Source organism: Mangrovibacterium sp., from assembly GCF_041596335.1.
Lineage (GTDB): Bacteria > Bacteroidota > Bacteroidia > Bacteroidales > Prolixibacteraceae > Mangrovibacterium.
Window position 1 is genome coordinate 1 of the sequence record NZ_JBFHIT010000062.1, and the last position, 26,515, is coordinate 26,515.

Below are 26,515 nucleotides of genomic sequence, written 5' to 3' on the forward strand. Positions count from 1 at the left end.
CAGAAAACAATTAAGAAAAACACAGCTTATGGCTAACGATATTATGAATTTCGATTTGGAAAAATCCTCCGGAAGCATCATTAAAGTTATTGGTGTTGGTGGTGGTGGTGGAAATGCGGTTAATCACATGTACCAACAGGGAATCAAGGACGTGGGGTTCATGGTGTGTAATACCGACGCGCAAGCCCTGCAAAACAGCCCGATTCCCTTGCGGGTTCAACTAGGCGCGTCGCTCACAGAAGGACGCGGAGCCGGAAACAAACCAGATATTGGTCGGGAGGCCGCAATCGAAAATATCGCCGATGTGAAGCAGGCGATTGAACAGGATACCAAGATGGTGTTTATTACTGCCGGCATGGGGGGCGGTACAGGTACCGGAGCAGCTCCGGTTATTGCTGAAGCCTGTCGGGAGTTGAATATACTCACTGTTGGTATTGTCACAATTCCTTTCCGAAACGAAGGTCGCCGTCGGATAAAACAGGCTATTGACGGAATTAGCGAGATGCAAACGCATGTCGATTCGTTGTTGGTGATCAATAACGAACGGATTCGCGAAATGTACGGCGATTTTAGAATCTCGGAAGCTTTTGCCAAGGCGGACAATGTGCTGGCTACCGCGGCCAAAGGGATCGCTGAGATTATTACCGTGCCGGGCTATATAAACGTCGACTTTGCCGATGTGGAAACGGTCATGCGGAAAAGCGGAGTTGCCCTGATGGGATCTGCTAAAGCCGTTGGCGAAGACCGTGCCTTGAAAGCGGTTGAAGAGGCACTAAATTCACCCTTGCTGAATAATAACGATATTCGGGGAGCACAAAATATTCTGTTGAATATTACATCGGGTAAAGATGAAGTGACAATGGATGAAATTGGTCAGATTACGGACTACATTCAGTCTAAAGCAGGACATGAGGCCGATCTAATCTGGGGGAACGGATTGGATGAAGAATTAGGTGACGAAATATCGGTGACTGTTATTGCTACCGGCTTCAACATGAGCAGCATTCCGGAGATGATGGCGGCACAGAAAGTCGAGAAAACCTACCACTCTTTGGGTGACGACAGTCCTGGTCAGTTTTCGCAAATACCAAGACCCTCTCAGCAGTTTAAAAGCAAATCGGCAGAGGAGGCTTCAAAACAAAATCAAAGTATGATTGAGTTTGAAATTGACTACCCGAAGCCAGATGAGTTTGAGGCTTTATACGGGAAGCCTCAGCCGGAACCGGATGAAGACTATTCGGTAAAGATCGATTTTTCCAGTTCAGAGGATGATCTGGTTGACAAGTTGGAAAATATCCCGGCCTACCGTCGTAAAAACATGAAGATCGACAATAACCGGAATAAATTTGAAAATAAATTGTCTCGGTTCTCGCTATCGCCCGACGATGATAATAAAACATTTCTCCGAGACAATAATTCGTTCTTACACGATAATGTAGATTAGGGCGGAAGTGATTTGCTGGTCGTAATTGCCGCGATTAGTAACATGACATTTCCGATGAATAATTTCGGTCTAGTTTCACGAGCTGTGATTTGGATATAGGGCAATTTTTTGAAAACTTTGAGTAAAATTTTAAAAGACTAAAACATGAGTTTATTTGATCAGATAAATACAGACCTGACAACCGCTATGAAAGCTCGCGAAAAGGAGAGAACAGCAGCGCTAAGGAATATCAAAAAGGTGTTGATTGAGGCCAAAACGGCTTCTTCTTCGCACGATTTGGAGGATACCGAAGTGATTAAGATCATTCAAAAATTAGCGAAGCAGGGAACCGATTCTGCTAATCTGTACAAAGAGCAGGGCAGAGAAGATCTGGCTGCCGAAGAATTGGTGCAGGTTGCTGTTTTTGAAGCCTATTTGCCGAAAAAGCTAACTAATGAAGAGTTGACTACTGCCGTGAAAGCGATTATCGAGTCAGCAGGAGCGACTAGCATAAAAGAAATGGGGAAAGTGATGGGCTTGGCTTCGAGCCAATTGGCAGGTAAAGCCGACGGGAAAGATATTGCAGATATGGTGAAAGCGTTATTGTCGTAGCCAATCGATAACAGAATACGAAGGAGGGCCGCAAGCTCTCCTTTTTTTATTGCTTCTTTCTGAGGCGGCACTCGAAGCGAAACTTTAAATTGGTCTGATCTTATAGGCTAATTTCTGGTACTGAAAGGGAATACGGCAGTCTGTGTTGTTCTTCAATTGGGTAAATCCGGGTATTAGTTACGGGCAATCAACATGCATAGGAAAAAAAAAAAGCAGGCTGTTGGCCTGCTTTTAAAATATAATTGGGAGAGCAACTGATTAATAGAATTTTGCTCTTCTGTCGTCGATTTCTGCGGCTTTACGTTGTGCTTCGTAGGCTTGAATGTTTGCACGGTATGCTATTGCTTGTGCTAAGCGATTGCGCTCTGCATCGAGGTTGTTATTGTTGAGTTCGTTGATCGAAACAACTTTTGCGATATAGACGCCTCTGTTCCCTTTTACAGGAGCGGAAAGCTGACCTTTTTCCATGCTTACTACAGTGCCGACTACTGCTGGTTCAACACCAATAACAGGAACGGAGAATAAATCGAAGTGAATATTTGAAGCAGACTGAACTTCAACACCTAGTTTTGATGCTACAGCGTCAATATCACCAGCCGATGAGGCTTCCTTCATTTTTGCGATTAGAGCTTCGGCTTTCTTTTCTTTCAACACGGCCAATTTAATTGTTGGCGCAACTTCGTTTAACGCAGTGTAACCTTCGTCCTGAATTCCGCTAAGTTTCGCAATTACGAAGTTGTCGCCAAATTCAAAGATGGTTGACCCTTCATTGTTTACCAGAATGTCATTTTCTTCGGCTTGGTAGGCTGCACGAATCAATGAACGTGACTGGTCGAGACCAACAACTTGACGATCGTTTTCACCAAGTCTGGCAACACGTTTTGATAGTCCTTGTTCTTTTGCAGATTCTTCGAACGCGCTTCCGGAAGTATTTTCACTGGCAAATTTGCTAGCTTGTGCATAAACCATCTGGTAGGTTTTTGTGCTTGGTTCAATGTTGCGAACCAATTCGGCCAAACGGACTTGTTTTACTGCTTTTCCTTTGCTGGTTGGTTGAATAAGGTGAACGCCAAACTGAGTCGTTGCGACATATAATTTGTTAACGTCTCCGTTAAATGCTGCGTCTTCGAATTGCTTAACCATCTGGTTTCTTTTAAACCAGCCTAAATCACCACCTTTAGCAGCCGATCCTGGATCTTCAGAATATTCTGAGGCTAAGGTTGTGAATTTAGTTCCGTTTTCGATCAGTGTTTTCAAACTGTCGGCCAAAGCCAAAGCTGCATCGTAACTGCCAACTGTTTCCGGTTTAATCAATATATGACGAGCCTCTACTGAATCCGGAAGATCTGCAATGTCGTCGATTTTGACTAATTTGTAGGAATTGTTTTCTTTTAAAGGTCCATACACATCGCCTACTTGTCCGTTGAATGCAAACTCTGCGATATCAGCAGGCATATTTTCCTGCTTCTCGTATACGTTTTGAAAACGTACATCTGAATTTACGTTCACATATTGGGCATTGTCCTGAATGTTGGCAAATTCCGTTTTTGCATCTTCAACCCATTTCAGTGTATTCGCGTCATCTTCCTCTGTCGCTGTTACATTGAACGCGATATATTCAATCGAGCGGGAAGGATCTTGTTTGTAGTTTTCCTTGTGCTCGTTGTAATAGGCTTGTAAATCTTTATCGCTAACTGTTACCGAGCTGTCCGAAATCGATTCATAAGGCAAGCTTACAAATTCGATGCTCACATTTTTATTTTTTTCATTCAGGCTTGCTTTTGCTTCGGCAGAGGTAACAAACAATCCTTGACGTACCAGATTGCTGTATTTAGTTTGAATGCGGTCTTTTTTGATCTGATCTTCGATGTATAACCAGTAAGCTTTTTGCTGTTCGGTAGCGGTTCCGGAGTTTACTGCTCTAAGGAACTGAAGAACTGCAGAACGGTCTACTTGTCCGGTGTTACGATTTATAAACAATTGTTGGATAATTGGGTGAAGGTTCGATCCTTGAACTAAATCGAACAATTCGTCGCCAGTGACAGCTAATCCAAGTTCTTCGTAAGCTGGATCCATGACTGCCTCACGAACATATTCCTGCCAAACTTGTTCGCGGATTTGCGCCCATGCATTATCGTCTAACTGAGTTTGACCAGTATTCATTTTATAGATTTCGGCAGTCTCTTCTACTTTACGTTGAAAGTCGGGATACTGTACCGATTCGCCGTTTATTTCAGCGATTCTTAATTGATTGGGTCTTAATAATGAACTGCTTGCGTTTAGAATGTCTCCCAAAATGAAAGCCACTAAGGCAAGCCCGATAATGATCGCTACTAAAATACCAGCACGATTTCTAATTCTCTGTAAGGTAGCCATTTAATTATGATTATAAATTTGTTTGTTTACTTAATTTTTTAGCGGTACGAAGATAATAATTTTAGTTTTTAAACCTTGGAATTCGGGCTTAAATTTAGCTGTTGTCTAATATGTGCAGGTTTACCAGCTCGATGCGGGTATTGCTGGCTTTGAGCACTTTGAACCGGTAATTATCGATGGTGATAACGGTGTTGATTTTAGGGATGCTCTCGTGATGGAAAAGGATGAAACCGGCCAGAGTTTCATAATTCTCTTCAACCGGAAAATTGAGGTTGTATTTATCGTTCAGGTAGTCCAGTTCAATACGGGCTGAGAAAATGTACTCATTGTCGTCAAGCTTTCGGTCAACGAAATCAATGGTGTCATGTTCGTCTTCTATTTCGCCGAAAATTTCCTCCAGAATGTCTTCGATAGTTACAAGTCCGGACGTTCCGCCAAATTCGTCGACAACAATTGCAATGCTGCGGTGCTGTTGGATGAATTTGCTGAGCAATTTGCTTGCAGGCATGGTTTCCGGTACAATCAATACTTTTCTCAGGTTCTGTTTAATTGACTCCGGATTGGTAAAAATGACAGAATGATGGATATAGCCAACAATGTTGTCAATATTTTCTTTGTAGAAAAGAATTCGTGAGTAGCCGGTGTCGATAAACCGTTGCCTGAGGTCATTCATCTGGGAATCAACATCTAAAGCTTCGATTTCGGTTCGGGGAACCATAATTTCACGCAGCTTAACTTTAGAGAAGTCGAGTGCATTGCGAAAAAGCTTAATCTCGTTGTCGAGATTATGGATTGGTTGATTGTCCGGATTGTCCTTTTCATTTACAAAGTGATCCAGATCTACCCGGCTAAACACAATTTTTTCTTCGTCCTTGTCGATAGCCGCCCGAAAAATTCCGTTAAGTAAAAATTTAGAGATACTCATTGTTATCCGCGTTAACGGATAAAACAGGTAGTAGAATAAGATGAGCGGTATCGCAAAAATCCGAAGAAAGATATTCGGGTTGATGCGGAATAGCGTTTTCGGTAAAAATTCAGCGGTTACTAATATTAAAAGGGTGGAGCTTACGGTTTGGAAAAACAGAACCGGTCCGTCGGCAGGCAGAAAGCGGCTGAATATCGGTTCTAGTAGTTGGGCAAAGGCAAGCCCGTAAATTACCAAAGCAATATTGTTCCCTACGAGCATAGTGGCAATGTACTGCCCGGGGTTTCTGGTAAAAACGGTTAAAATCTTAGAGTTAATCGACTCTTGCTTTTTGTCCAATTCAAGCCGTAACTTGTTGGCTGAAACAAAAGCAATTTCCATTCCTGAAAAGAAGGCGGAAAAGATGATTGTGATTAGGATAGTAATGATCAGAGTTTCCATACGCTAATTTGCGACGTCAAGGTACAAACTTCCGGTGGGTTTTTTTATTTCCCAGTTCTCCATATTCTGATCAGACTCAAAACCGATCCCGTTAATAATTTGATCCTTTTTGATTATTTTGACAAACTGATCCGAATAAATCTTTCCTGCTTTTTCTTCCCAGATCAGTTCTTCTGTTTTTAATGAGTCTCCGGTTTCATTGAGCGCAATCACATTGTTCTTGGCCATCCACTTCTCTTCTTTGTCGATATAGCGGGCATAGTTGGCTGTAATCCGTGACACTACGCGCATTTTTCCATCGTATTTTTCAATTTCCACTCCATCAGGGAACTCAATGAATGGCTCTTTTTCCTGATCATAACGAATCATCCTGGGGGCAATCAGCTTGAATCGGATGATAGCAGAATCGGAATACATCATTTCAAAATGTTCAGCCTCCATGCCCGGTAGCTTTTCTGCAGCCGACAGCTCTTTTATTTTTTCAATCTTGTTGGCGCATGAAAAGAAAAGCACTGCAATTCCCGTGCAGAGAATTGCAATGCTTAGCTGTTTAATTATCAGTTTTTTAAACTGTTTATTTTGCACGAATTGTCGTTGTTTCGTTAATCCAACCACCTAATTTAAATGCTTGTCCGTCTTGTAATCCTTCGAAGAACAAAGATTCTTTATTGGGGAAGTAAACCCGGTAGGTAGCAATTTTCTCATTTGCAGATACCGTAACATCCGGATCAACACGTTTAGCTTTCTGGTAGTAGTCAACTGCCAACCAATAAACGGCGGTGTGATCGAAATCGTTTTCGCCATAAGTTTTGGCACCCTGAGCATAGATATCACCAAGTAGGATCAGTGTTTTTCCTGAGTTTGGATCATTTTCTAATGATTTGCGGGCGAAGTCACGAGCTTTCGCGAACGCACGTTCTTTGATGAATGTAAAGATTCCTAACTCATAATAGTATTTCGCCAGTAATTCTTTGTCAGTCTCCGAGGCGATCGCGTTTTGGTAGTATTCTTTTGCACGGTCGAATTCGTCACGTTTTACAAACAAACGAGCCATGTTGAATGCGGCCTCAGCAGAAGGTTCCAGGTCATAAAGCTTCTCCGATGCTTTAGCAAATAACTCACTTGAAGTACAATCTTGACGACCGAGTGCACGTAGCATTTTTTTCAAGTCGTCAACATTCGAGGCAATTTCATCAAATTTAGGCTCATAATAAGAAACAAGAGCATCGCAGTCTGCAGCTCCAGAAGTTTGGAACGCTTTGTCGATTTCATTTTTAGCAACAGTCGCTCTCTCATCATCTGCAGCTTTTGCAAGCTGAGCATCGGTAATCTGAGAAAGAACTCCGTAGTTTGCTACAACCTGTTCTTTGTCCAGTTCTCCCAATAGGAACAAACTTTTTGTTACCTGCATGAAAATCACCATAACAGCAGCTTCAGACTCGTTGCCTTCCAGTTTAACAGCCTGCTCCAATTCTGCATACGATTTTTTCAAAACTGCCTTGCGGTCACTTTCTGAAATGTCAGGGTTTCCTAATTTGTATTTTACGAAGTCTGTTGCCTTACGTCCCAAAACAAATCCTTTTTGGTCGAAGTACTTAATCCGGCGATCATAGATTGACATCAACGTATCAATATATGCATCTTTCGTAGCTTGATCAGCAGCCGATTCAACCTTGTTCGAATACATGTTAATACCATGGTGGTAAATGTTGATGGATGATTTCGGGTATTTTCGGTATACTTTAATCCAATGAGGATAAGCTGATTTATAATCTCTTTGCTTGTAAAATTGATCGTACAATGTGAATTGGCTCATGAATTCTGTATTGTTGTCTTTCACCAATTCCTGACTTGTTCTGGTATCAACTCCTACTTCTGCAGCTCCGTCTCCTTGGCCCGGAATTTCGGAACCATCAAAGCTAAAGTCAATTACATCTCCTTCACTACCTGTCAACTCAAGTTTTTTTGACTCGTCGATAAATGTGAATTTAATATACTTACTTTTATTTGGGTCGATGGTAACTTTGTATTTCCCATCGAAGCTGGTCATAAACGTTTTACTTGATTTGTGAGCTTCCACCGTGATACCGGCAGCTGGTTTGCCTTCGCGGTAAACGGTTCCGGTAATTTCCTTTTGCGCTATAGCCGAAATGCTCAAGACTAAGGCCAAAATAAACGTTAGTACATTGGTTTTAATTAGAAACGATTTCATTTTTTGAAATTATTTTAGATTACACTTTTCACTTTTAAACAATCCGTTGGAGTACCAACGATTACAGAGGGTCAAATATAAGTTTATTTTGCTTTTCTTGGTTCGCGAATTTGAAAGATTGGGTAGAATAATATCGCTGTTGCCCTATCCCTTCAAAATCAGGCTCCTGTTCAATTGAATCGTTAAGTAAAATTTCAAAAGCCATGCCAAAGTTGAAAAGCTCGGGTTTTTAAGCGTTTTAGAGGGCTTTCCGGTGTTTTGTATGAATACGTAGATGGCTGTGTGTTGTTTTCCGAAAGGGCAGAGCCACGTGTCTGGACGAGAAGAGCTGTCTTCTTTCTTTTGGAGGAAGCTACAGTGTGTTAGTTCGCAGAGCAAAACTTTAATTCACTTGCTGTTGAAGAAGGAGGCTTTGCGGCTGTGAAGTTGGGTCAAAAGACAGAGCTGTTCTCGATGTTTGTTTTGGGTTTCGACCTGTTGGTAAATGATTCATATTAGTAATTATGAAGAAGTTTGCTATTGGTCTTTGTTTGTTAAGAAATTGTCATGTTTTTTATCGTGCATGCGTTGTTATTTGAGAGAGAAGCGATAGAATGCGAAATCAGAAAAGCAGGTCTTATTAGCTGTTGTTACTATTGAAAGCCAAGATTTCGAGTAGTCCTTTTAATGTCAGGTCTTCGATAATTTCTACGGTTGTTTTTATTTTGCCAGCAAGGAATAGAGCATCTCCTCCTGTTAGAACAGTGACCAATTCCGGAAACTGTTCTGAATAATGATCGATATAGCTATCGATCTCAAAAATAACGCCTTGCTGCACTCCAGCCCTGATTGCGGAAATGGTGTCCGTTCCGAGTATTTCAAAGTCATCTTGAAGATCTACTTCCGGAAGTTTGCCGGTAAACTGATTGAGCGCTCTAAATCGGGTGGTAATACCAGGTGAAATATTACCGCCAATAAATTCGTTGGCAGCGCTCACAAAATCGATTGTGATTGCCGTTCCCGCATCAATCACCAAGAGTGGTTTGCCGGGGAAAGCCGAGCTTGCACCTACTGAAGCAGCCAGACGGTCGAGACCGAGGGTGTTCGGTGTTTTATAGCGATTGATGATTGGAATGCTGGTTTGGTGGGTTAATTCAACGAAATAGTCGGTTCGCTCTGCCAGCAGATCACGGCATGCCTGCGGGAAGTCCCGGACTGACGAAATTATTGCTTGGCCTACTTCCCCAAATTCGCCCAGTATTTGCGCCACAATTTGTGGTGTAAAATCAGTTGTTATTCGTTTGATGATTAGGATTCCGTCATCAAAAATCGCCCATTTGCATCGGGTGTTTCCAATGTCAATAACAAGCTTCATTGTTCAATTCGTTGGCTAATATCCAATGCTGTAACCGAGTGTGTAAGTGCGCCGATTGAAATGAAGTCGACTCCGGTCGCAGCAACTTCCTTCAAGCGTTCGAGTGTCATGTTCCCAGAGGCTTCAACTTTTGCCTTTCCTCCAATAAGTTCAACTGCCTGACGCATCGTTTCATTGTCCATATTGTCGAGCATGATGATGTCTGCTCCGGCTGCTAACGCTTCTTTTACTTGATCGAGGTTGCTGGTTTCAACTTCAATTTTAATGTTGGCTGCTACTTTCGATCGGATTTGCGCAACTGCTGGAGTAATTCCACCGGCAATGTCAATGTGGTTATCTTTTATCATTACCATGTCGTACAAGCCCACCCGGTGATTTTTTGCTCCGCCAATTTTCACCGCGTATTTATCGAGAAGCCTGTATCCGGGCAGGGTTTTTCGGGTGTCCAGAATTTCGGTTTTAAAATCTTTAAGAGCATTGGCATAACGGCCTGCCATGGTGGCAATCCCTGAAAGCCGTTGTACGAAATTCAGCGCGGTACGTTCTCCGGTAAGGATAGCGCGGTAGCTGGCTTCGAAACGGACAACGAGTGTTCCGGATTGAACTTTTTCGCCGTCTTTCACCAAAACTTCCCATCTTAAGTTCGGATCAAGTTTGCGAAACGTCATTTCCGCGATTTCAAGGCCGGCAATAATACCATCAGCTTTAGCTCTCCAGAAAGCTGTTCTCTTCATTTCTGCCGGAATAAGGTTGTCGGTGGTTAGATCACCGCTTGCTACATCTTCTTTTAGAGCGAGTTCAACGAGGTGCTCTGCAATTTGCAATTCGTTTTTGTTCATCATTTTTTTAAGGGAATGTATGCCGTGTTTTTTCCTTTTTGGAAGACGATATGTACCCGTAGGTCCGGATCTTCCTTTTTAAACTCTTCGCGAATATGTCCGCCCCGGCTCTCTTTTCGCAATAGCGCTGAGCGGGTAATCAGTTCGCAAATTTCAACAATTTGGCGCGCTTTTAAAACGTTATAATCACGCTGATTGAAACCAATTTTGTTCTTAATTTCATGAAGCCGGTCCAGTGCTTTTTCAAGGTTTTCCGCATTGCGGACAATACCCACGCTGCCCGACATTAAATCGGCAACTTCGTTTTTTATGTCCAGATAATAAGATTCAAACTCAACTTGGTTGGTGAATGATTCGGGCTCGGAAACTACCGTGTTCGATTTGCTGATCAAGGCAGCCATTTCTCCGGCTCGTTTCCCAAATACAAGGCATTCGAGCAGGGAGTTGCTTGCCAGCCGGTTGGCGCCCATTACCCCGGTTGATGCCACTTCGCCACAAGCAAAAAGCCCTTTGATATTTGTTTCGCCATGCAGCCCGGTTTTTACTCCGCCAACCATGTAGTGAGCTGCCGGAGCGATAGGGAGCAAATCTTTAGTCAAGTCGTAGCCAAAACTTTCGAGTTTGGCATAAATATTCGAGAAGCGGTTCTTTATTTTTTCCGGATTTAAATGTTTGAGCGACAGGAAAACGTTGGGGCTATTATCTTTCTTCATTTGCTGGTAAATCGAAAACGCAACCACATCGCGGGGGGCTAATTCGGCCAGAGGATGAATGTCCTTCATAAAGCGCTCGCCTTTACTATTGATAAGCCAGGCACCTTCGCCCCGAACCGCTTCGCTAATCAGAAATGCGTCCTGATCCTTAATGCATAATGCCGACGGGTGAAACTGGATGAATTCCATATCTTCCACCATTGCTCCGGCATCGTAGGCCAATGAAATGCCATCGCCTGTCGCAGTGTGGGGGTTGGTCGTCCGGCTAAAAATTCGCGAAAGTCCTCCGGTTGCCAGGATGCATGCTGGCGCTTCGAAAATTAAATTCTGTCCGCTGACAAAGTCCAGCGCCTGTACGCCGAGGCATGTTCCGTTAACGACAATGAGTTCGGTAACAGCGGTATATTCGAAGGTTTGAATGGCGCGCTGTTCAATTACTTTTTCAAGCATAAAACAGGTCAGTTCTTTTCCGGTCGCGTCGCCTCCCGCATGGAGAATTCGGCGCTTACAGTGGCCACCTTCAAGCCCCAGAACCAATTGCCCGTCTTTTTTGTCGAATTGCATACCCATGTCAATCATCTCAAGGATTCGGTCTTTTCCTTCATGAACCAAAATGTTGACGGCATCCTTTTCGCAAAGTCCCCGGCCGGCAACCAAAGTATCGTGAGCATGTAGTTCAGGGGAGTCATCGTCCGAAATGGCTCCGGCAATTCCACCTTGCGCGTAGTACGAGTTGCTCGTGTCCAGCTGCGACTTGGTAATCAGTGCTACTGATCCCTTTTTCGACGCGTGGTATGCTGCTGTCAGGCCCGCAAGTCCACTCCCTACGACAATAATGTCAAATGATTTTTTTTGCATGAAAACGGTATGCTTTCAATTTGTATTTACGAGCAAAGTTATAAAATCAATCCATTTGAAAACTGATTTATCAGATCTTGTCCTGATTATATCAATTCAAACCTCTATTTTTGCTTTCATTCACTGTTTCTTTAAGAAAAACGAAAGTTTTCTGTCGATCCGTGTAATGGATTGAACAATGAGTAGACTTAAGGCTTGACGGAGCTTTTGCATCCTGTTTTTTACTGCAGAATCAGTTTAGAGGTGTCCAATCGAAATCAATTGGGAAGTTTGTTTAAACTTTTGCTTTAGTTTTGATTCCAATATATCTATAAAACGAAACTAGAATCTTGAAAAAATAACATATGAGTTGGAGAAAAATTACCTTCATAATTGTGGCTCTGATCATCCTTTTAGGAGGAGCTGCCGGTCTTTCGTGGATGTTTGGCCGGATGAAACCGGAACCCCCGCGCCGGGATGGCGATGGAGCCAAACGGTTTGTTAAAACCGAGGCGGTTGTCTATACCGACATCGTATCGCCATTGGAACGAGAGGGACGAGTGGTCGCCAGTCACGATGTGCTTCTGGTGGCCGAAGCCGCCGGGAAAATTGAGATGGGAGAGATGCCGATTAAGAAAGGAACGTCATTTAGAAAAGGACAGGTACTGGCAAGTATTTATAAAGACGAAGCCGAGCTGGCGCTGAAGGCCCGGAAAAGTAACTTCCTGAATTTATTGTCGAACATATTGCCGGACTTGAAAATTGACTACCCGGAAGAATATGAAACCTACTACAACTATTTTTCATCGGTGAGTTTCGAAGGGGCTCTTCCGGAGCTTCCCGAACCTAAAGGCGATAAATTGAAGGTGTTTTTAGCAAGCCGGTCGATTTTAAGCGAATATTACGGATTGTTGCAGGATGAGAAAAATCTGCAGAGACGTTTGTTGGTCGCTCCTTTCGATGGGACATTTTCGCAGGTGAATTTTGAAGTTGGTGCCTATGTTAGTGCCGGCAGCCAGATTGCCCGAATGATTGGAACTGACGTTTTGGAGGTGGAAGTTCCGGTTGAAAACCACAATAGCAAATGGATAAAAATCGGAGATCAGGTAAAAGTTTATGGACGGAACAGCACCGACACGTTGAGTGGGAGCGTGATACGGAAAGCGAATTTTGTTGATGCGACAACGCAGTCACGAAGTGTATTTGTTGGTGTTCACCAATTCGCAGCCGGCGATCTGCTTGCCGGCGAATACAAAGTTGTGGAGTTTCCCGGGCAACGAATTTCCCGGGCAATGGAGATTCCCCGGAGTGCCGTATTTAATTCCAATGTTGTTTTTACTGTGGCTGATGGAGTCTTAAAAAAGGCGACCATTGAAATCCTGAAAATGAGCGAGAGTAGTCTCATTTTTAATGGATTGCCGGAAGGCGCCCGCATTGTTGTTGAACCGCTTATAAATGTGAAAGAGAATTTGCCGGTTGAGTTTTTAGCAGGTAAAGGCACTCAGAAATCAGGAAACCCGGAATAGCATGAAAAAAATTGTTGAAATTTTTGTTCGCTTTCCGTTCTACGCCAACTTGTTTGTCTTGTTTTTGGTTGTCGTAGGCGGATTAAGTTTGGCCTCCATGAAGTTGTCGTTCTTTCCGGAGCGTCCTTCAAAAATGATCTTTGTGCGGGTTGCCTATCCGGGAGCTTCGCCGGTAGAAATGGAGGAGGGGGTAACCAGCCGGATTGAAGAAGCTGTACGCGGAATTCCAGGCATTTATGAAATCACTTCAACCAGTGCCGAAAATTCGTCCAGTGTTCAAATTGAAGTAACCGGAGACATTGATATTGATGAAACTCTGATTGAAATAAAAAACGCCGTTGACGGAATCTCATCGTTTCCAACAGCTGCCGAACGCCCAATTGTTTTCAAGCAACGAACAACTTCGCCTGCTGCCCGACTGATGGTGACCGGAGATGTTGATTTGTTGACCTTGAAAGACTACGCGCAACAGATTGAAGAAGATTTTTTATCGTCCGGCTACATCAGTCAGGTATCGATATCCGGTTTTCCTGATTTGGAAATCTCAATTGAAGCCAAGGAAGAAACTTTGCTTCGCTACGGGATCACGTTCAGCCAGATCCAAAGTGCGGTTAGTCAGAATAATAGTGATGTATCGGGTGGCCAGCTGCGGTCGAAGGATGAGGAATTGCTGATACGCTTACGTTCGCGAAGCGCCGATCCGAATAAAATTGGCGATATCATTCTAAAAGCCAATACCGACGGCAGCGTTATTCGTATTCGCGATGTGGCCTTGGTAAAGAAGAAGTTCTCGGATATATCACCGGACAAAGCATTGGAGAAGGGCAATCCGGTGATCAGTATTTCAGTTTCAAAACTGATTACCGAAGATTTGGGAGATATCGATGACTATATTCAAAGCTACGTGAGCAGTTTTAACGAGAAAACGAATGGCGTAAAATTAGTCGTCACACGCTCGTTTATTGATTTGCTGAAAAGTAGGCTCGATTTGCTGTTGGTAAATGGTGGGCAGGGCTTGCTGTTGGTGATTGTACTGTTGGCTCTGATGCTAAGTTTCCGGCTTTCATTTTGGGTGGCCTGGGGAATCCCTTCGTCTTTTTTAGCCATGTTTATTGTCGCGAATATGGCAGGGGTTACAATCAATATGATTTCTCTGTTCGGAATGATTTTGGTCATTGGTATTCTTGTCGACGATGGAATTGTAATCGGTGAAAATATCTTTCAACATTTCGAGCGGGGAAAAAGCCCGATTCAGGCTGCAGTTGATGGAACGGTCGAAGTTGTTCCTGCGGTAATCACCTCTGTTTTAACTACTGTTGTGGCTTTCTCTCCTTTGTTTTTCATATCGGGTAGTATGGAGATGATGTACGAAATGGCCTTTATTGTGGTCGTCAGCCTGCTGTTCTCTTTATTTGAGTCCTTTTTTGTGCTTCCTGCCCACATTGGGAATATCCATGTCTTGAATCCGGCAAAATTGCACAAAGAACCTAAAGGTATTAAAAAATACACGGAACGCTTTTTTAACTGGTTGCGCGATTATGCCTACGATCGGGTACTCAAATTGGTCATCGAGTGGCGCTATATTGTTATCGCTGTTCCTTTGGCTATGATTGTGATCACCTTCGGTATGCTCCGCGGACAAATTATTAAAACCACATTTTTCCCTCGAATGGAATTCGACTCCTTCAACATCAATGTCGCATTTACGCCGGGAGCGGGAGAACAGCAAACAATGGCTTATCTCCAGCGATTTGAAGATGTTGTTTGGGAAGTGAATGATGAGATGAAGCAGGAATACAACGACACGTTGAATTTGATTGAGTATTGCACCGTTAATTTAGGCTCCGGATTCGATGGAGCTGAAAACGGAACGCATGCCGGCAATGTTTTTGTGTCGCCGCGAAATTCAGAAGAAACCGGAATTAGTTCGTATGAAATCATCAACCGTGTTCGAAAGAAAATAGGACCAATACCGGAAGCTGTAAAATACACGATCGGTGCCCGTAGTCGTTTTGGCGACCCGGTTTCCATCGGCTTGCAATCGCGGCATGCCGAAGAATTGGACTTGGCTCAGGCCTTTCTGATTGAGCGTTTGAATAAAATGCCCCAGTTGAAAGATGTGGTGAATACCAATGCCTTGGGAAAACAGGAGGTGTTACTGAAGCTGAAGCCAAAAGCGTATATGTTAGGATTTAATGAAGCCTCAATTTCAGAGCAGGTTCGCCAGGGATTTTATGGCGGGCAGGCGCAACGTTTGCAGGTTGGACGAGACGAGCTCAGGGTTTGGGTTCGTTATCCGGCTGAAGACCGAGAGCGAATCGGACAGTTGGATCAAATGAAGTTGAAAACAGCTTCGGGGGAGTATCCGTTGTCCGAGTTGGTCAGCTATGAATTGAAGCGAGGGCCGGTCAATATCCAGCGGTTTAACGGTCGGCGGGAAATCCGGGTGAATGCTGATTTGGTTGACCCGGATGCGTCAGTGTCCGAAATACTGGATCAGGTAAATTCTGAAATTATTCCGGACTTGAAACTAACTTACCCCGGTGTCCATGTCGAATTTCAGGGGCAACAACGGGAAAGCCAGCGGAATATGAAAGATATAGGGCTGCTCTTTCCAATGGCATTCCTGGCAATTATTTTCATTCTGATGATAAATTTCCGTTCGTTTGAGCAGCCAATGATTATCCTGATTATGATTCCGATTTCAATTTTGGGAGCTGTTTGGGGGCATGGAATACACGGGAAACCGGTTTCAATCCTCAGCATGTGGGGAATTGTTGCACTCTCCGGAGTGGTGATTAACGACTCGGTTGTCATGCTTTCAAAATTCAATTCGTTAATTGTTGAAGGATTTAAGGTGAAAGACGCGATTCTCGAGGCCGGAAAATCTAGGTTGCGGCCGATCATTCTTACCACTTTAACCACTTCTGCCGGATTATTCCCTTTAGTATTGGAGAAGAGTTTTCAGGCTCAGTTTTTAATTCCAATGGCTATTTCGTTAGTCTATGGAGTTGCTTTCGGAACCATGTTTATCCTCTTGTTTTTCCCTGCTTTAATTGTCGTATTGAACGACCTTCGGCGCAAGATAAGATCATTGTATCACGGTCGGGAGTTGCAGCGCGAAGAGGTTGAAATTGCGTTTATAAACAATTTGCGCCGAAACGAAGGGAAGACCCCAGCAGAAATAGAAGCCAGTAATCATTCGTGAATTTAAGAACGATGAAAAGATATTTTTTGATTTGTTTTTTATTGTTGGTCAGCATTTTGGGGCAGGCACAGCAATCTCTGAGTTTAGCAGATGCCATTCGGATTTCGTTGGAGAACAACTATGATTTGGAGATGCAACAAAGCGAGCAGTTAATTGCAGAAGTTCGGAACTCCTGGGGCGCTGCCGGACGGTATCCCTATTTGAACCTGACAGGTGCCGCGAATACCAATTACAACCGTAATGAAACGGAAAGTTACCTGCAAAATCAATATTCGGGTGGGGCGAGTGTGAGCTGGACTCTCTTTGATGGTTTTGCCGTCAACCTGAATAAACAGCGGTTCGATGAGCTGGAAACACTTTCGGGGCAAAATACCGGACTGATGGTTGAAAGTACGATACAGTCCGTGATTTTAGCTTACTACGACGTTTTGCTGGAAAAGGAAAAGCTGAACGTGTATGCGGAAGTAATGCAGCTGTCGGAGGATTTGTACAATAAATCAACGCTTCAGAGGGAGATCGGTTCAGCCGTTACGTATGATGTTTTACAGGCTCAAAATTCTTTTTTAGCCGATAAGTCAGCTTATTTATTGCAGCAAGTGAGCTATAAAAACGCGCTTCGTAACCTGCAATTTTTAATGGCCGACGACGCATCAATCCAGTGGGAATTAACCGATAATTTCGAGGCAATTCCGGTAGAGTATAGCCTTGAGGAACTAAAAGAAGCGATGTTGGCGGATAACAAAAGTTTGAAGAGCCAATATATCAACCGGAATCTGATGCAGAATGCCGTAGCACTTGCTAAAAGTGACTACTACCCAACTCTGAGTTTTAGCGGAGGTGCCACTGCTACTCGCACCGGTATTGACTACAAAACCAGTGGAATAAGTTGGGCTAACGTGAATAATTTCTACGGCAATTTTACGCTGAGTTTCAATCTGTATGGTGGCGGAGCTAAGAAAAGAGCGCTGCAGATTGCACAGATTGAGCAGCAAATGGGCGATGTTGGTATACAGCAAATGACGCACGAATTAACCAACCAGCTGAATAACGTGTACGAATTTTACCTGGTTCGCAAAACATTGCTGGATGTTGCCCGGGAGAATCTGGCGACTGCTAAACTGAACCTGCAAATAAGTCGAGAGAAGTATGAAAACGGAAGTATAAACTCGTTTAATTTCCGGGATGTACAGAATTTGTATCTCAATGTTGCTGTGGGCGAATTAGAGGCCATCTATCAATTTATCGATACACACACCAACCTTTTGCGTTTGACTGGGGGAATTGTTCAGCAATATTCTGAATAGGTCAGAGGGTACAGATTTTCGCCCAAACTTTCGGGTCGACAGGGATTCCGCTGGCCATATTGGCCTCCCGAATTCGCTTACGATTTTGGCCGGGATAGCGGATGACACTCTCTGGCGAGGTCGGCGCGGCGGATAGATAGTCGCGGATTATCTCGCCAATGGTGTGCTCAATTGCCGGAAAGTTGGGCAGCTTCTTTAAATCGATACAGATATAAACTTGAGAGACACTGTATTCTTCGCGCCCATCCTGGCTTATTTCTGCGGTCGACAATCCGCCTGACAATACTGCTGCAAGAATGTCCAGAAGCAACGACAAGGCCGAACCTTTCCAAAATCCAACCGGAAGTGCCCGGCGGCTCTCCAGTATTTCGCCCGGATCATTGGTTAGTTCTCCCGATGTATTGTAACCTCCTGCTTGCGGCAGTTTTGCTCCTTTCGTGTGCATGTCTTCCAGTTTGCCAAACGAATATTGCGAGATGGCCATGTCGACCAGGATTACATCACCGGCGAAAGGGACTGCAAAAACCATTGGATTGTTTCCCAGCTTGTTTTGGGTTGATCCCCAAGGTGGAAGGTTCGCGATGGTATTAGTCCAGCCAATAAATGCATACCCTTTTTCCGCACAGTGAATTCCATACGTTCCGCCGCGCATCCAATGATTGGTGTTAGCCAGCGTGACCATACCTATTGAGGACTGACTGGCTAATTTCATACACCGATCTGCTGCATGCATCGCATTAAGCGGGCCTGGCCCCAGATTTCCGTTCCATTGTTCGATATTTCCTAACGAATGAATCAGGCTCGGCTTCTCGTCGACCCGAACGTAACCCTTTCGAATATACTCGACAAAACGGGCAAAGCGATTAACCCCGTGCGAATAGATTCCATCCAAACTGCTCGATGTAAATATTTCGGCACAATGCAGTGCATCGTCCTCCCCAAATTTTTCGCGTAGCAGGATTTCAAAGAAGGTTTGTCGCATATCTTTGAAATCGATGTTAAGTTGTTTGTCCTTCATCTGTGTTATACTTTCTGTAGACGAATTTGATCAGTTTAAATTGATTTAACTTTCTTTATTCGTGGTGGATTTCTACTTGCGCCGACGACAATCATAATCAATGAGCGCAGTAACCCGATGAAAATAGGAAAAACCATTCTGGCTTGCAAGAAGTTGATTGAGTTTAGAAACGACAGGATGATGTGCCGAAAGGTTTCCGAATTTAAAAAATATCAAAGACATTCCATTTGTAGAAGAATTGAGAATGGAAAGCGGATTAGTTTTATTAAATTCGGGAGTTATTTGTCCAATCATCAAAATCTAATTTTCAGAATATGAACTCCAAGAAAGCAAAACGAATAGGGATTTTAACGGCGGGAGGAGACTGCCCGGGCTTGAATGCAGCCATTCGGGGAGTTGGAAAGACTGCTATCGTTCAATATGGGATGGAAGTCATCGGTTTTAGGGCGGGTTATTCCGGCTTAATCGAAAAGGACTATGTTGAGCTAACGGAAAGCAGCCTATCCGGAATATTGACAGTAGGAGGAACTATTTTAGGCACTTCGCGCGAAAAACCATACAAATTTGTGAAAGACGGCGACACTGAAAAGCCCGAACTGATCAAGCAAAATTATCAGGAACTTGGCCTGGACGCGCTGGTGTGTATCGGCGGTAACGGGACAATGAAAACTGCCAATCGACTGGCGGAGGAGGGACTCAATGTGATTGGTATTCCCAAAACAATTGACAACGATGTTTGGGGTACCGACGTCACCTTTGGATTCGACTCGGCACTGAGCATTGCAACCGAAGCGATTGATCGCCTGCACACTACCGCTAACTCGCACCAACGGGTGATGATTATTGAAGTAATGGGGCATCACGCCGGATGGATCGCATTGTACGCGGGGATGGCTGGAGGTGGCGACATCATTCTGCTGCCCGAACTGGAATACAATATCCGTTCGGTGTGTAAGAAAATTGAAGATCGCTACGAAAGCAAAAAAGCCTATTCGATTGTTGTTGTTGCTGAAGGGATTTTACATCCGAAAGAAACATCGGCAGCCCGGCATTTGGCTGATGCCATTCAAACCTACACCGGGATCGAAACCAGAGAAACAGTGCTGGGATACATTCAGCGCGGTGGAAGTCCAACACCAATGGACCGTATTTTAGCGACCCGTTATGGTGCTTTTGCGGCACAAAGCATTGCTGAAGGAAATTTCGGAACAATGGTAGCGGTTCACAATAACTTGCTGACAACGGTCCCACTTCAGGAAATTAGCGATAAGTTGAGGCTGGTGGATAAAGATCATTCACTGATCCTGAAAGCCCGCAAGATGGGTGTTTCATTTGGCGATGAGTATTTGTAATTATAATTTTTCTAAGATGAAGAACCTCGCTTTTTGCGGGGTTTTTTTATTTGGAAAAAATCATTTTGAATGCCATGAACAGTAGCAGAACACCAAATACCTTTTTCAAAATTCGATCAGGTATATGCACTGCCAGGATAGAACCCAGGTATGCTCCGACCAGAAATGTTACTGATAATATGAGTGCATATCGCCAGTTTACAGCGCCATTTTTCCAGTAGTTCCAGGTCGCCAGAATGGTAACCGGTGGTAACATGAAGGCTAGCGAAGTGCCTTGTGCCATATGTTGCGAAAAACCAAAAATAAAAATAAGCGTTGGGATCACAACAATGCCTCCGCCAACGCCAAGCGTTCCCCCCATAAGTCCGGCAGCCAGCCCGACTATGATTAATAAAGTGATCTGAATCGCAGTCATCTGGTTTCTTCAGCTAACTTTATTGCCGTTCAATCGGCGCATTGAAACGGAATCCAATGCCGTGTAAGTTGATAATTTTGATATTCTCATCGGCGCTCAGGTATTTTCGAAGTCTGGAAATAAACACATCCAAACTGCGTCCGAGGTAGTAATCGTCCGACCCCCAAACGTTTTTAAGAATGTCAGAACGACTGAGTACCGTGTTGGGGTTTTCGCAGAAATAGCGTAGTAATTCTGCTTCTTTGTAGGTCAATGTCCGCTTTTCTTCGTTCGACTGAAGCGTAAGGTTATCGAAGAAAAAATTGAATTGACCAATGCGGCAATTCGTAATTTCCTCTGTATTGTCGGTAGCTGGCATACTACGCTTCAGAAACACCTTAATCCGCATCAGGAGTTCTTCCATGCTAAAAGGCTTAGTGATGTAGTCGTCGCCACCAATCGAAAATCCGTTGATTTTATCCTCATTCAGCGCTTTAGCTGTCAGAAACAAGATCGGAATATCCTCGTTCTTTTCTCTAATTTTCTTAGCCAGTGTAAATCCGTCCAGTTTTGGCATCATCACATCAAAAAGGCACAAATCGTATTGGCCGTCTGCAAATTTTTTTAACGCGCTTTCACCGTCATCGGCTGCTGTAACAATGTACCCGGCTTCTTCTAGGTTGTCGCGAATGATAAAATTGAGCGTTTTATCATCTTCGGCCAACAAGATTTTTTTTCCTATGAAATTCATATTATTTCGGAATAGTTATCGTAAAAATAGTTCCTTTTGGTGAATTATCCTTAACACCGATTTTCCAATTGTGAAAATGGGTCATCTTTCGCACGTAATCCAACCCAAGACCAAAACCTTTAACGTCATGCACATCACCGGTTGGGATACGAAAAAACCGGCCAAAAATCTTCTTTTTGTATTCCTCCGGAATTCCTATTCCGTTGTCGGCTATCTGAATATGGATCGAATTTCGGGTTTTGTTGATCCTGACATGGATTTCGGGAGTTTCTTTGCAGTATTTCACCGCATTGTCAAGGATGTTGAATATTATATTCGAAAAATGTAGCCGGTCAGCTTTTACAGTCGTTTCCTGTGGCAAGGTCTCTAGTCGGATGAAGTTAATCTCGGTTTCCTGACTGCTTCTAAATTCGTCAATGGTTTTTTCAATGAAATTGTTGAGCTGAATTTCCTGCCTGTCGAGTTGAATGATTTTTTTCTCCACACTGGCCATTTGCAACACTTTTTCAACCTGAATTGTAAGTCGTTGGGTTTGTTCTCCTATAATGCGGGCGTATTCAGTCAGCCTTTTCGGATGGTCAATGATCTTCGGATCTTCCAAAACTTTGGACGATAAACGGATGGCTGAAAGGGGCGTTTTAAACTCGTGCGTGAGGTTATTGATAAAGTTTTTCTGGATTTCACTTAATTGTCGTTGTCTGAAGATGACATAGAGTGTGTAGCCAAAAAATAAGATTACCAAAAGCAAAAAACCATTGACCATGTACCAGGCCTTAACATGGCTGCTGTAGTACTGACTCCGATGCGGGAAATAAACACCAAAATAGTAGATGTATTTATCGCAGGTTGGAAGCAATGGTTTGGCGATTTTTACCGGCTTTAAGGCGTAATGGTTTTCAAAAATTTCTTCATCGGTCATTGTTTGCGAATTCGGCTCACCCGAAACAGCTGGCGAGCGAACGATGCTGTCTTTGGCTTCTGAGTGCGAAATTCCGTACATCATTTGGTTGGTCTCGCAATCGTAAATCGCATATTCAAAGTCGAGTTCAATATTGAACCGTTTAAATTCGACCAATAAAAGATGTTCCAATAGCAACGGGTTAATTACATCGTTCACATTCACAACATAGTAATTGTTGGAAATCTGATCGACCGAATTATACGGATCGTAATTGCTTTTGTATCCTTGGGTTTTTGTGTTGTAGTCAACCAAACTTTGCGCAACGTTTTTTAAAGCCTGAGTGGTTGATTCGTGAAATTTTCGTTCATTTAAGTCAACCGTATTTTTAAGAAAAAAGAACTGAATAACAAGGATTCCCAGAACGGAAACCGTTGCTAAAACCACAATAACCCGTATCGTATTTCTACCCATATTCCACTAAATATCAACAGTTGACAGGCGAAACTAGTCTAATTTACAATACCTCCGAAGCTTGTTAACAAGTCGTTAACAAATGTTTATTGCAATTAACAACGATTCCTTTTCAGCTTTCTTAGCTTTGTCTGAGAACAGAATGGTTTAACGCGAATTATAATTTTAACTATCCATATTTACACAAAAAAAATGTCTATGAAAACGAGATTATTACTTCTGGTTTTTGTTCTTTCTGTGTTTGTAGGGGAACTTAGCGCTCAGTCGGTACAAGCAAAAATTGTATTTGAAACGATCGAACATGATTTTGGTACGTTTAAGGAATCGGCAGGTTCTCAATCGTACAATTTTGCTTTTGAAAATACCGGCGCTACTCCTCTTATTTTGAACAATGTGCAGGCCTCTTGTGGTTGTACAACCCCAGAATGGACTAAAAAACCTATTGCTCCGGGAGAAAAAGGGTTTATTAAAGTGAGCTACAATCCGGCAAATCGCCCGGGAGCCTTTAATAAAACGATAACTGTATCGAGCAATGGTGAAGTTCCCAGAACAATTTTAAGAATTAAGGGTACAGTTGAGCAACGTGAGAAAACCATTGCCGAGTTGTATCCCCGTGAAATTGGTCTGGTCCGGGCAAAAACAAATCATATCGCCTTTGTGAAAATTAAAGAAACCGAAGTGCTGACTGATAGTCTGGAGATCATTAATGATTCGGATAGTCCTGTTAATCTGGATTTTAAGACACCACCTGAAAATCTACTCGTGAAGGTGATTCCCTCGACCTTGAAGCCAAAGGAAAAAGGACATATCGTTGTTACATACGATGCATCAAAAGTGAATACCTATGGTTTTGTGATGCACCGGATTTACCTCAATGTTGACGGAAAATCTGATTACCGCAATTCAATTGGAGTATCGGCAACAATTGAAGAAGATTTCTCATCGTTGACACCAGCCGAATTGGCAAGTGCGCCAGTTGCTGATTTCTCGGAAGAGACACACGATTTCGGTGAAATTAAGGAAGGTGACAAAGTTGAATGTACGTTTGTTCTTAAAAATAGCGGCAAACGCGATTTGGTTATTCGTAACGTAAAAACTTCGTGCGGATGTACAGCGGTTACGCCAGAAAAAAAAGTTATCGGCGCTGATGAAACAGTCCCTTTGAAAGTAGTTTTCAACTCAAAAGGAAAACGGGGCCGCCAAAATAAAGCGATAACTGTAATTACCAACGATCCTAAAAACCCAACCACTATTTTGCGCATATCAACCAATGTGCAGGCAGCTGGGTAAGTCGCATATAAAATGTTTTGCAGAGCCGCTCCCAAATACGGGGCGGCTCGTTTTTTTTATCGTTGCTGAAGTTTTAACTTCGTAAAAATTTTTCAAAATGACAAACGATCATCATCACCACCATATTGAGAACGACGATTCCTATAAAGGACTGAATGTAAATCCCGGGATTGAGCGTCCCGATTCGTTTAATGAGAATTCAATTCAGCGTTTTTTAAAAAGTAAAAAGAAAAATCAGCTTCAGGTTGATGACTATGTGAAGGGAATTAGGGAAGGAAATATTACTATTTTAAGTAAGGCCGTTACCTTGGTGGAAAGTTCAAAACCAGCACATCAGGAAATTGCTCAACAAATTATTCTGAAATGTCTTCCTTTCAGCGGAAAGTCAATCCGGATTGGAATTACCGGTGTGCCCGGCGTTGGGAAAAGTACATTCATTGAATCAACAGGTAAATACATTACTTCGTTGGGGCATAAATTGGCCGTTCTGGCCATCGACCCCAGCAGCGAACGGTCGAAAGGAAGTATTTTGGGTGACAAAACCCGAATGGAAGAACTATCGATTGATCCGAATGCATACATCCGGCCTTCGCCTTCAGCCGGATCATTGGGGGGCGTTGCCCGTAAAACCCGCGAAACAATTATTCTTTGCGAAGCAGCCGGGTTCGATGTGATTTTTATCGAAACCGTTGGAGTTGGGCAAAGCGAAACGGTTGTCCATTCGATGGTCGACTTTTTCTTATTGCTGATGTTGTCCGGAGCTGGTGATGAGTTACAGGGAATCAAACGCGGAATTATGGAAATGGCTGACGCTATTACAATTAATAAAGCCGACGGTGATAATATCGATCGCGCAGAAATGGCTCGTGTCCAGTATTTAAATGCGCTGCATTTGTTTCCGCCAACCGATTCGGGGTGGAAACCCAAAGTGCTGACTTGTTCAGCGTATAAAAAGATTGGCATCGACCGTATCTGGCAAACAATCAATGATTATCTTCGCCAGGTCAACGAAAATGGTTATTTCCAGTTTAAGCGGAACGAACAGGCTAAATTCTGGATGTATGAAACCATCAATGACCAGTTAAAGTCGAATTTTTATCAAAATCAGAAAATTAAACAGCTGTTGAATACGTTTGAAAACCAGGTGTTGGGCGAACAACTCAGCTCGTTTGTTGCTGCAAAAGAATTATTAGAAACATATTATCAATCTCAAAAAGTATAAGAATGAAAAAGTTATTTCCAATTTTCCTGCTTGCCTTGTTGATGGCCGCTTGCCAAAGTAACTCAACTAAGTTCACAGTTAGCGGAACCATTGCAGGTGTCGATTCAGGTGTTGTATACCTGGTGAAGGCTCAAGCCGGACAACCTTTGGTAGTGGATACCGTCGATATTGTTCAAGGGAAATTCACCTTCGAAGGGTCAGCTCAAATTCCTGAAATGAGCTATCTACGTTTAAATGAACGCGAGTATTTTGCGCAATTCTTCCTCGAGAATGCCGATATCAACGTCGAAAGCTACAAAGATAGTTTGCGTGCAACTAAAGTTACCGGCTCGCCAACAACAGATATCTTCAATACCTATGTGGATGAAGTGACTAAATTGGGTGAAAAAATCCGCGAATACCAACAACAATATTCACAAGCCGCTGCTACCGGCAACCAGGACGAAATGGACCGTGTAAAGGTGGACATCGAAGCTGCTTCGGACAATATGGAGGTTTTCGCCAAGAATTTTGTTCGCGAACACTCTAACTCAATTGTAGGACCTTTTATCACCTTGTCGCAATTAGGAGGTCGCCTCGAATATGAGGAACTGAAAGCATTGGTTGATGGGTTCGCACCTGAGCTTGCTGCTTCTGAATATGTTGTTCAGTTGAAAACAATGGTAGAAACACAATCGAAAACAGCTGTAGGTGTTGAAGCACCCGATTTTACAATGAATGATCAGGAAGGTAATCCATTCACCCTGTCATCATTGCGCGGAAAATACGTATTGGTCGACTTCTGGGCATCATGGTGTGCGCCTTGTCGCGGTGAAAACCCCAATGTAGTAGCTGCCTTCAATAAATTTAAAGACAAAGGATTTGATATTTTAGGGGTCTCGCTCGATCGTGATAAGGATGCTTGGCTGAAAGCCATCAACGATGATCAACTCGGTTGGCATCACGTGTCGGATTTAAAATACTGGCAAAATGAAGTGGCTCAATTGTACGGTGTAAGTTCCATCCCTCATTCCATTTTGTTGGATCCGGATGGCAAAATCGTTGCGAAAAACCTTCGTGGCGATGCACTGGATGAAAAATTAGCTGAATTACTGAATTAAATAAAAAGCCGGTCTGTAAGCCGGCTTTTTTTAGCTCAAAACCGAGTTTTTGTCGCTGGGGGTAATTTGTTCGAACTCAGCAAAAATTTAAAAAACTTTTTGAAGCTTTAGATGTTTTCATTACAGTCGAAAAAATAACGAATCAAGTATTATGAGCTACGATGTATTAGTCATAGGGAGTGGTCCGGGCGGATATGTTGCCGCAATCCGCGCAGCCCAACTAGGTTTTAAAGTTGCCGTGGTTGA

Annotated in this window: 21 protein-coding genes; 10 read left to right on the plus strand and 11 right to left on the minus strand. The window is 43.2% G+C overall.

Annotated features, from left to right (window positions below; translation table 11 throughout):
• Together ftsZ and ABZD21_RS16755 are read left to right on the plus strand one after the other, a co-directional pair.
• The coding region (gene ftsZ, locus ABZD21_RS16750; protein WP_372776256.1) for a cell division protein FtsZ at positions 1 to 1,444 on the plus strand (1,444 nt) is incomplete at its 5' end.
• 144 nt (positions 1,445 to 1,588) lie between these two features.
• Positions 1,589 to 2,035 (plus strand): GatB/YqeY domain-containing protein, encoded by a 447-nt coding sequence (locus tag ABZD21_RS16755; protein ID WP_372776257.1) that lies wholly within the window; start codon positions 1,589 to 1,591, stop codon positions 2,033 to 2,035.
• Between the two features lie 258 nt (positions 2,036 to 2,293).
• Here the strand turns inward: ABZD21_RS16755 and ABZD21_RS16760 are convergent, their stop codons facing one another.
• From ABZD21_RS16760 to nadB, 7 genes are all read right to left on the minus strand, one after another.
• Positions 2,294 to 4,411 (minus strand): SurA N-terminal domain-containing protein, encoded by a 2,118-nt coding sequence (locus ABZD21_RS16760; protein WP_372776258.1) that lies wholly within the window; start codon positions 4,409 to 4,411, stop codon positions 2,294 to 2,296.
• A 94-nt stretch (positions 4,412 to 4,505) separates the two neighbouring features.
• The gene (locus ABZD21_RS16765; RefSeq protein WP_372776259.1) at positions 4,506 to 5,777 is read right to left on the minus strand and encodes a hemolysin family protein; all 1,272 of its coding nucleotides are present in this window, start codon (positions 5,775 to 5,777) and stop codon (positions 4,506 to 4,508) included.
• 3 nt (positions 5,778 to 5,780) lie between these two features.
• Complete coding sequence (gene lptC / locus ABZD21_RS16770; RefSeq protein ID WP_372776260.1) at positions 5,781 to 6,362, minus strand: LPS export ABC transporter periplasmic protein LptC; 582 nt, start codon at positions 6,360 to 6,362, stop codon at positions 5,781 to 5,783.
• A complete protein-coding gene (locus ABZD21_RS16775) occupies positions 6,352 to 7,989 on the minus strand; it encodes a tetratricopeptide repeat protein (RefSeq protein ID WP_372776261.1) in 1,638 nt (545 codons plus the stop codon). The genes lptC and ABZD21_RS16775 overlap by 11 nt, the downstream gene beginning before the upstream one ends.
• 619 nt (positions 7,990 to 8,608) lie before the next feature.
• Positions 8,609 to 9,343: a type III pantothenate kinase gene (locus ABZD21_RS16780; RefSeq protein WP_372776262.1), complete on the minus strand. Its 735-nt coding sequence runs from the start codon at positions 9,341 to 9,343 to the stop codon at positions 8,609 to 8,611.
• The gene (nadC, locus tag ABZD21_RS16785; RefSeq protein ID WP_372776263.1) at positions 9,340 to 10,185 is read right to left on the minus strand and encodes a carboxylating nicotinate-nucleotide diphosphorylase; all 846 of its coding nucleotides are present in this window, start codon (positions 10,183 to 10,185) and stop codon (positions 9,340 to 9,342) included. Before nadC ends, ABZD21_RS16780 begins: the two co-directional genes overlap by 4 nt.
• Positions 10,182 to 11,753, minus strand: a complete 1,572-nt coding sequence (gene nadB / locus ABZD21_RS16790) for an L-aspartate oxidase (protein WP_372776264.1) — start codon at positions 11,751 to 11,753, stop codon at positions 10,182 to 10,184. The genes nadC and nadB overlap by 4 nt, the downstream gene beginning before the upstream one ends.
• 344 nt (positions 11,754 to 12,097) lie before the next feature.
• Here nadB and ABZD21_RS16795 point away from each other — a divergent pair, with 344 nt between their 5' ends.
• From ABZD21_RS16795 to ABZD21_RS16805, 3 genes are read left to right on the plus strand one after another with little or no spacing between them, the layout of a single operon-like run.
• Positions 12,098 to 13,258: an efflux RND transporter periplasmic adaptor subunit gene (locus tag ABZD21_RS16795; protein WP_372776266.1), complete on the plus strand. Its 1,161-nt coding sequence runs from the start codon at positions 12,098 to 12,100 to the stop codon at positions 13,256 to 13,258.
• Between the two features lies 1 nt (position 13,259).
• Entirely contained in the window at positions 13,260 to 16,466 is a 3,207-nt protein-coding gene (locus ABZD21_RS16800; protein WP_372776267.1) for an efflux RND transporter permease subunit, read from the plus strand.
• An 11-nt stretch (positions 16,467 to 16,477) separates the two neighbouring features.
• On the plus strand, positions 16,478 to 17,770 hold the full coding sequence (locus ABZD21_RS16805) for a TolC family protein (protein WP_372776268.1): 1,293 nt from the start codon (positions 16,478 to 16,480) through the stop codon (positions 17,768 to 17,770).
• A 1-nt stretch (position 17,771) separates the two neighbouring features.
• Here ABZD21_RS16805 and yiaK read toward each other — a convergent pair whose 3' ends face one another.
• Positions 17,772 to 18,788 carry a 3-dehydro-L-gulonate 2-dehydrogenase gene (gene yiaK / locus ABZD21_RS16810; RefSeq protein ID WP_372776269.1) on the minus strand — a complete coding sequence of 339 codons (1,017 nt, stop codon included), beginning with the start codon at positions 18,786 to 18,788 and terminating at the stop codon, positions 17,772 to 17,774.
• Between the two features lie 314 nt (positions 18,789 to 19,102).
• On the opposite strand from yiaK, the gene ABZD21_RS16815 reads away from it, so the two are divergent.
• Complete coding sequence (locus ABZD21_RS16815; protein WP_372776270.1) at positions 19,103 to 20,140, plus strand: ATP-dependent 6-phosphofructokinase; 1,038 nt, start codon at positions 19,103 to 19,105, stop codon at positions 20,138 to 20,140.
• A 46-nt stretch (positions 20,141 to 20,186) separates the two neighbouring features.
• Here the strand turns inward: ABZD21_RS16815 and ABZD21_RS16820 are convergent, their stop codons facing one another.
• The 3 genes from ABZD21_RS16820 to ABZD21_RS16830 are packed head-to-tail and all read right to left on the minus strand — an operon-like array spanning position 20,187 to position 22,657.
• Entirely contained in the window at positions 20,187 to 20,555 is a 369-nt protein-coding gene (locus ABZD21_RS16820) for a sulfite exporter TauE/SafE family protein (RefSeq protein ID WP_372776271.1), read from the minus strand.
• 19 nt (positions 20,556 to 20,574) lie between these two features.
• Positions 20,575 to 21,285, minus strand: coding sequence for a response regulator transcription factor (locus ABZD21_RS16825; RefSeq protein ID WP_372776272.1), 711 nt, complete (start codon positions 21,283 to 21,285; stop codon positions 20,575 to 20,577).
• 1 nt (position 21,286) lies between these two features.
• Positions 21,287 to 22,657: a sensor histidine kinase gene (locus ABZD21_RS16830; RefSeq protein WP_372776273.1), complete on the minus strand. Its 1,371-nt coding sequence runs from the start codon at positions 22,655 to 22,657 to the stop codon at positions 21,287 to 21,289.
• A gap of 198 nt (positions 22,658 to 22,855) precedes the next feature.
• Between ABZD21_RS16830 and ABZD21_RS16835 the strand changes: the two genes are divergently transcribed.
• The 4 genes from ABZD21_RS16835 to ABZD21_RS16850 form a co-directional block, all read left to right on the plus strand.
• Entirely contained in the window at positions 22,856 to 23,947 is a 1,092-nt protein-coding gene (locus tag ABZD21_RS16835) for a DUF1573 domain-containing protein (protein WP_372776274.1), read from the plus strand.
• Between the two features lie 97 nt (positions 23,948 to 24,044).
• Entirely contained in the window at positions 24,045 to 25,169 is a 1,125-nt protein-coding gene (meaB, locus tag ABZD21_RS16840) for a methylmalonyl Co-A mutase-associated GTPase MeaB (RefSeq protein WP_372776275.1), read from the plus strand.
• 2 nt (positions 25,170 to 25,171) lie between these two features.
• Positions 25,172 to 26,269, plus strand: coding sequence for a redoxin domain-containing protein (locus ABZD21_RS16845; RefSeq protein ID WP_372776277.1), 1,098 nt, complete (start codon positions 25,172 to 25,174; stop codon positions 26,267 to 26,269).
• A gap of 151 nt (positions 26,270 to 26,420) precedes the next feature.
• A partial coding sequence (locus ABZD21_RS16850) for an FAD-dependent oxidoreductase (protein WP_372776279.1) occupies positions 26,421 to 26,515 on the plus strand: 95 nt, incomplete at its 3' end.

What these genes read in the sequence shown, in the direction of transcription:
- meaB (WP_372776275.1), top strand. Translation starts at nt 24,045, where the DNA reads ATGACAAACGATCATCATCACCACCATATTGAGAACGACGATTCCTAT.
- ABZD21_RS16805 (WP_372776268.1), top strand. Translation starts at nt 16,478, where the DNA reads ATGAAAAGATATTTTTTGATTTGTTTTTTATTGTTGGTCAGCATTTTG.
- nadC (WP_372776263.1), bottom strand. Translation starts at nt 10,185, where the DNA reads ATGATGAACAAAAACGAATTGCAAATTGCAGAGCACCTCGTTGAACTC.
- ABZD21_RS16800 (WP_372776267.1), top strand. Translation starts at nt 13,260, where the DNA reads ATGAAAAAAATTGTTGAAATTTTTGTTCGCTTTCCGTTCTACGCCAAC.
- ABZD21_RS16825 (WP_372776272.1), bottom strand. Translation starts at nt 21,285, where the DNA reads ATGAATTTCATAGGAAAAAAAATCTTGTTGGCCGAAGATGATAAAACG.
- ABZD21_RS16795 (WP_372776266.1), top strand. Translation starts at nt 12,098, where the DNA reads ATGAGTTGGAGAAAAATTACCTTCATAATTGTGGCTCTGATCATCCTT.
- ABZD21_RS16760 (WP_372776258.1), bottom strand. Translation starts at nt 4,411, where the DNA reads ATGGCTACCTTACAGAGAATTAGAAATCGTGCTGGTATTTTAGTAGCG.
- ABZD21_RS16830 (WP_372776273.1), bottom strand. Translation starts at nt 22,657, where the DNA reads ATGGGTAGAAATACGATACGGGTTATTGTGGTTTTAGCAACGGTTTCC.
- ABZD21_RS16835 (WP_372776274.1), top strand. Translation starts at nt 22,856, where the DNA reads ATGAAAACGAGATTATTACTTCTGGTTTTTGTTCTTTCTGTGTTTGTA.
- ABZD21_RS16775 (WP_372776261.1), bottom strand. Translation starts at nt 7,989, where the DNA reads ATGAAATCGTTTCTAATTAAAACCAATGTACTAACGTTTATTTTGGCC.
- ABZD21_RS16765 (WP_372776259.1), bottom strand. Translation starts at nt 5,777, where the DNA reads ATGGAAACTCTGATCATTACTATCCTAATCACAATCATCTTTTCCGCC.
- ABZD21_RS16755 (WP_372776257.1), top strand. Translation starts at nt 1,589, where the DNA reads ATGAGTTTATTTGATCAGATAAATACAGACCTGACAACCGCTATGAAA.
- ABZD21_RS16815 (WP_372776270.1), top strand. Translation starts at nt 19,103, where the DNA reads ATGAACTCCAAGAAAGCAAAACGAATAGGGATTTTAACGGCGGGAGGA.
- ABZD21_RS16780 (WP_372776262.1), bottom strand. Translation starts at nt 9,343, where the DNA reads ATGAAGCTTGTTATTGACATTGGAAACACCCGATGCAAATGGGCGATT.
- ABZD21_RS16820 (WP_372776271.1), bottom strand. Translation starts at nt 20,555, where the DNA reads ATGACTGCGATTCAGATCACTTTATTAATCATAGTCGGGCTGGCTGCC.
- nadB (WP_372776264.1), bottom strand. Translation starts at nt 11,753, where the DNA reads ATGCAAAAAAAATCATTTGACATTATTGTCGTAGGGAGTGGACTTGCG.
- ABZD21_RS16845 (WP_372776277.1), top strand. Translation starts at nt 25,172, where the DNA reads ATGAAAAAGTTATTTCCAATTTTCCTGCTTGCCTTGTTGATGGCCGCT.
- yiaK (WP_372776269.1), bottom strand. Translation starts at nt 18,788, where the DNA reads ATGAAGGACAAACAACTTAACATCGATTTCAAAGATATGCGACAAACC.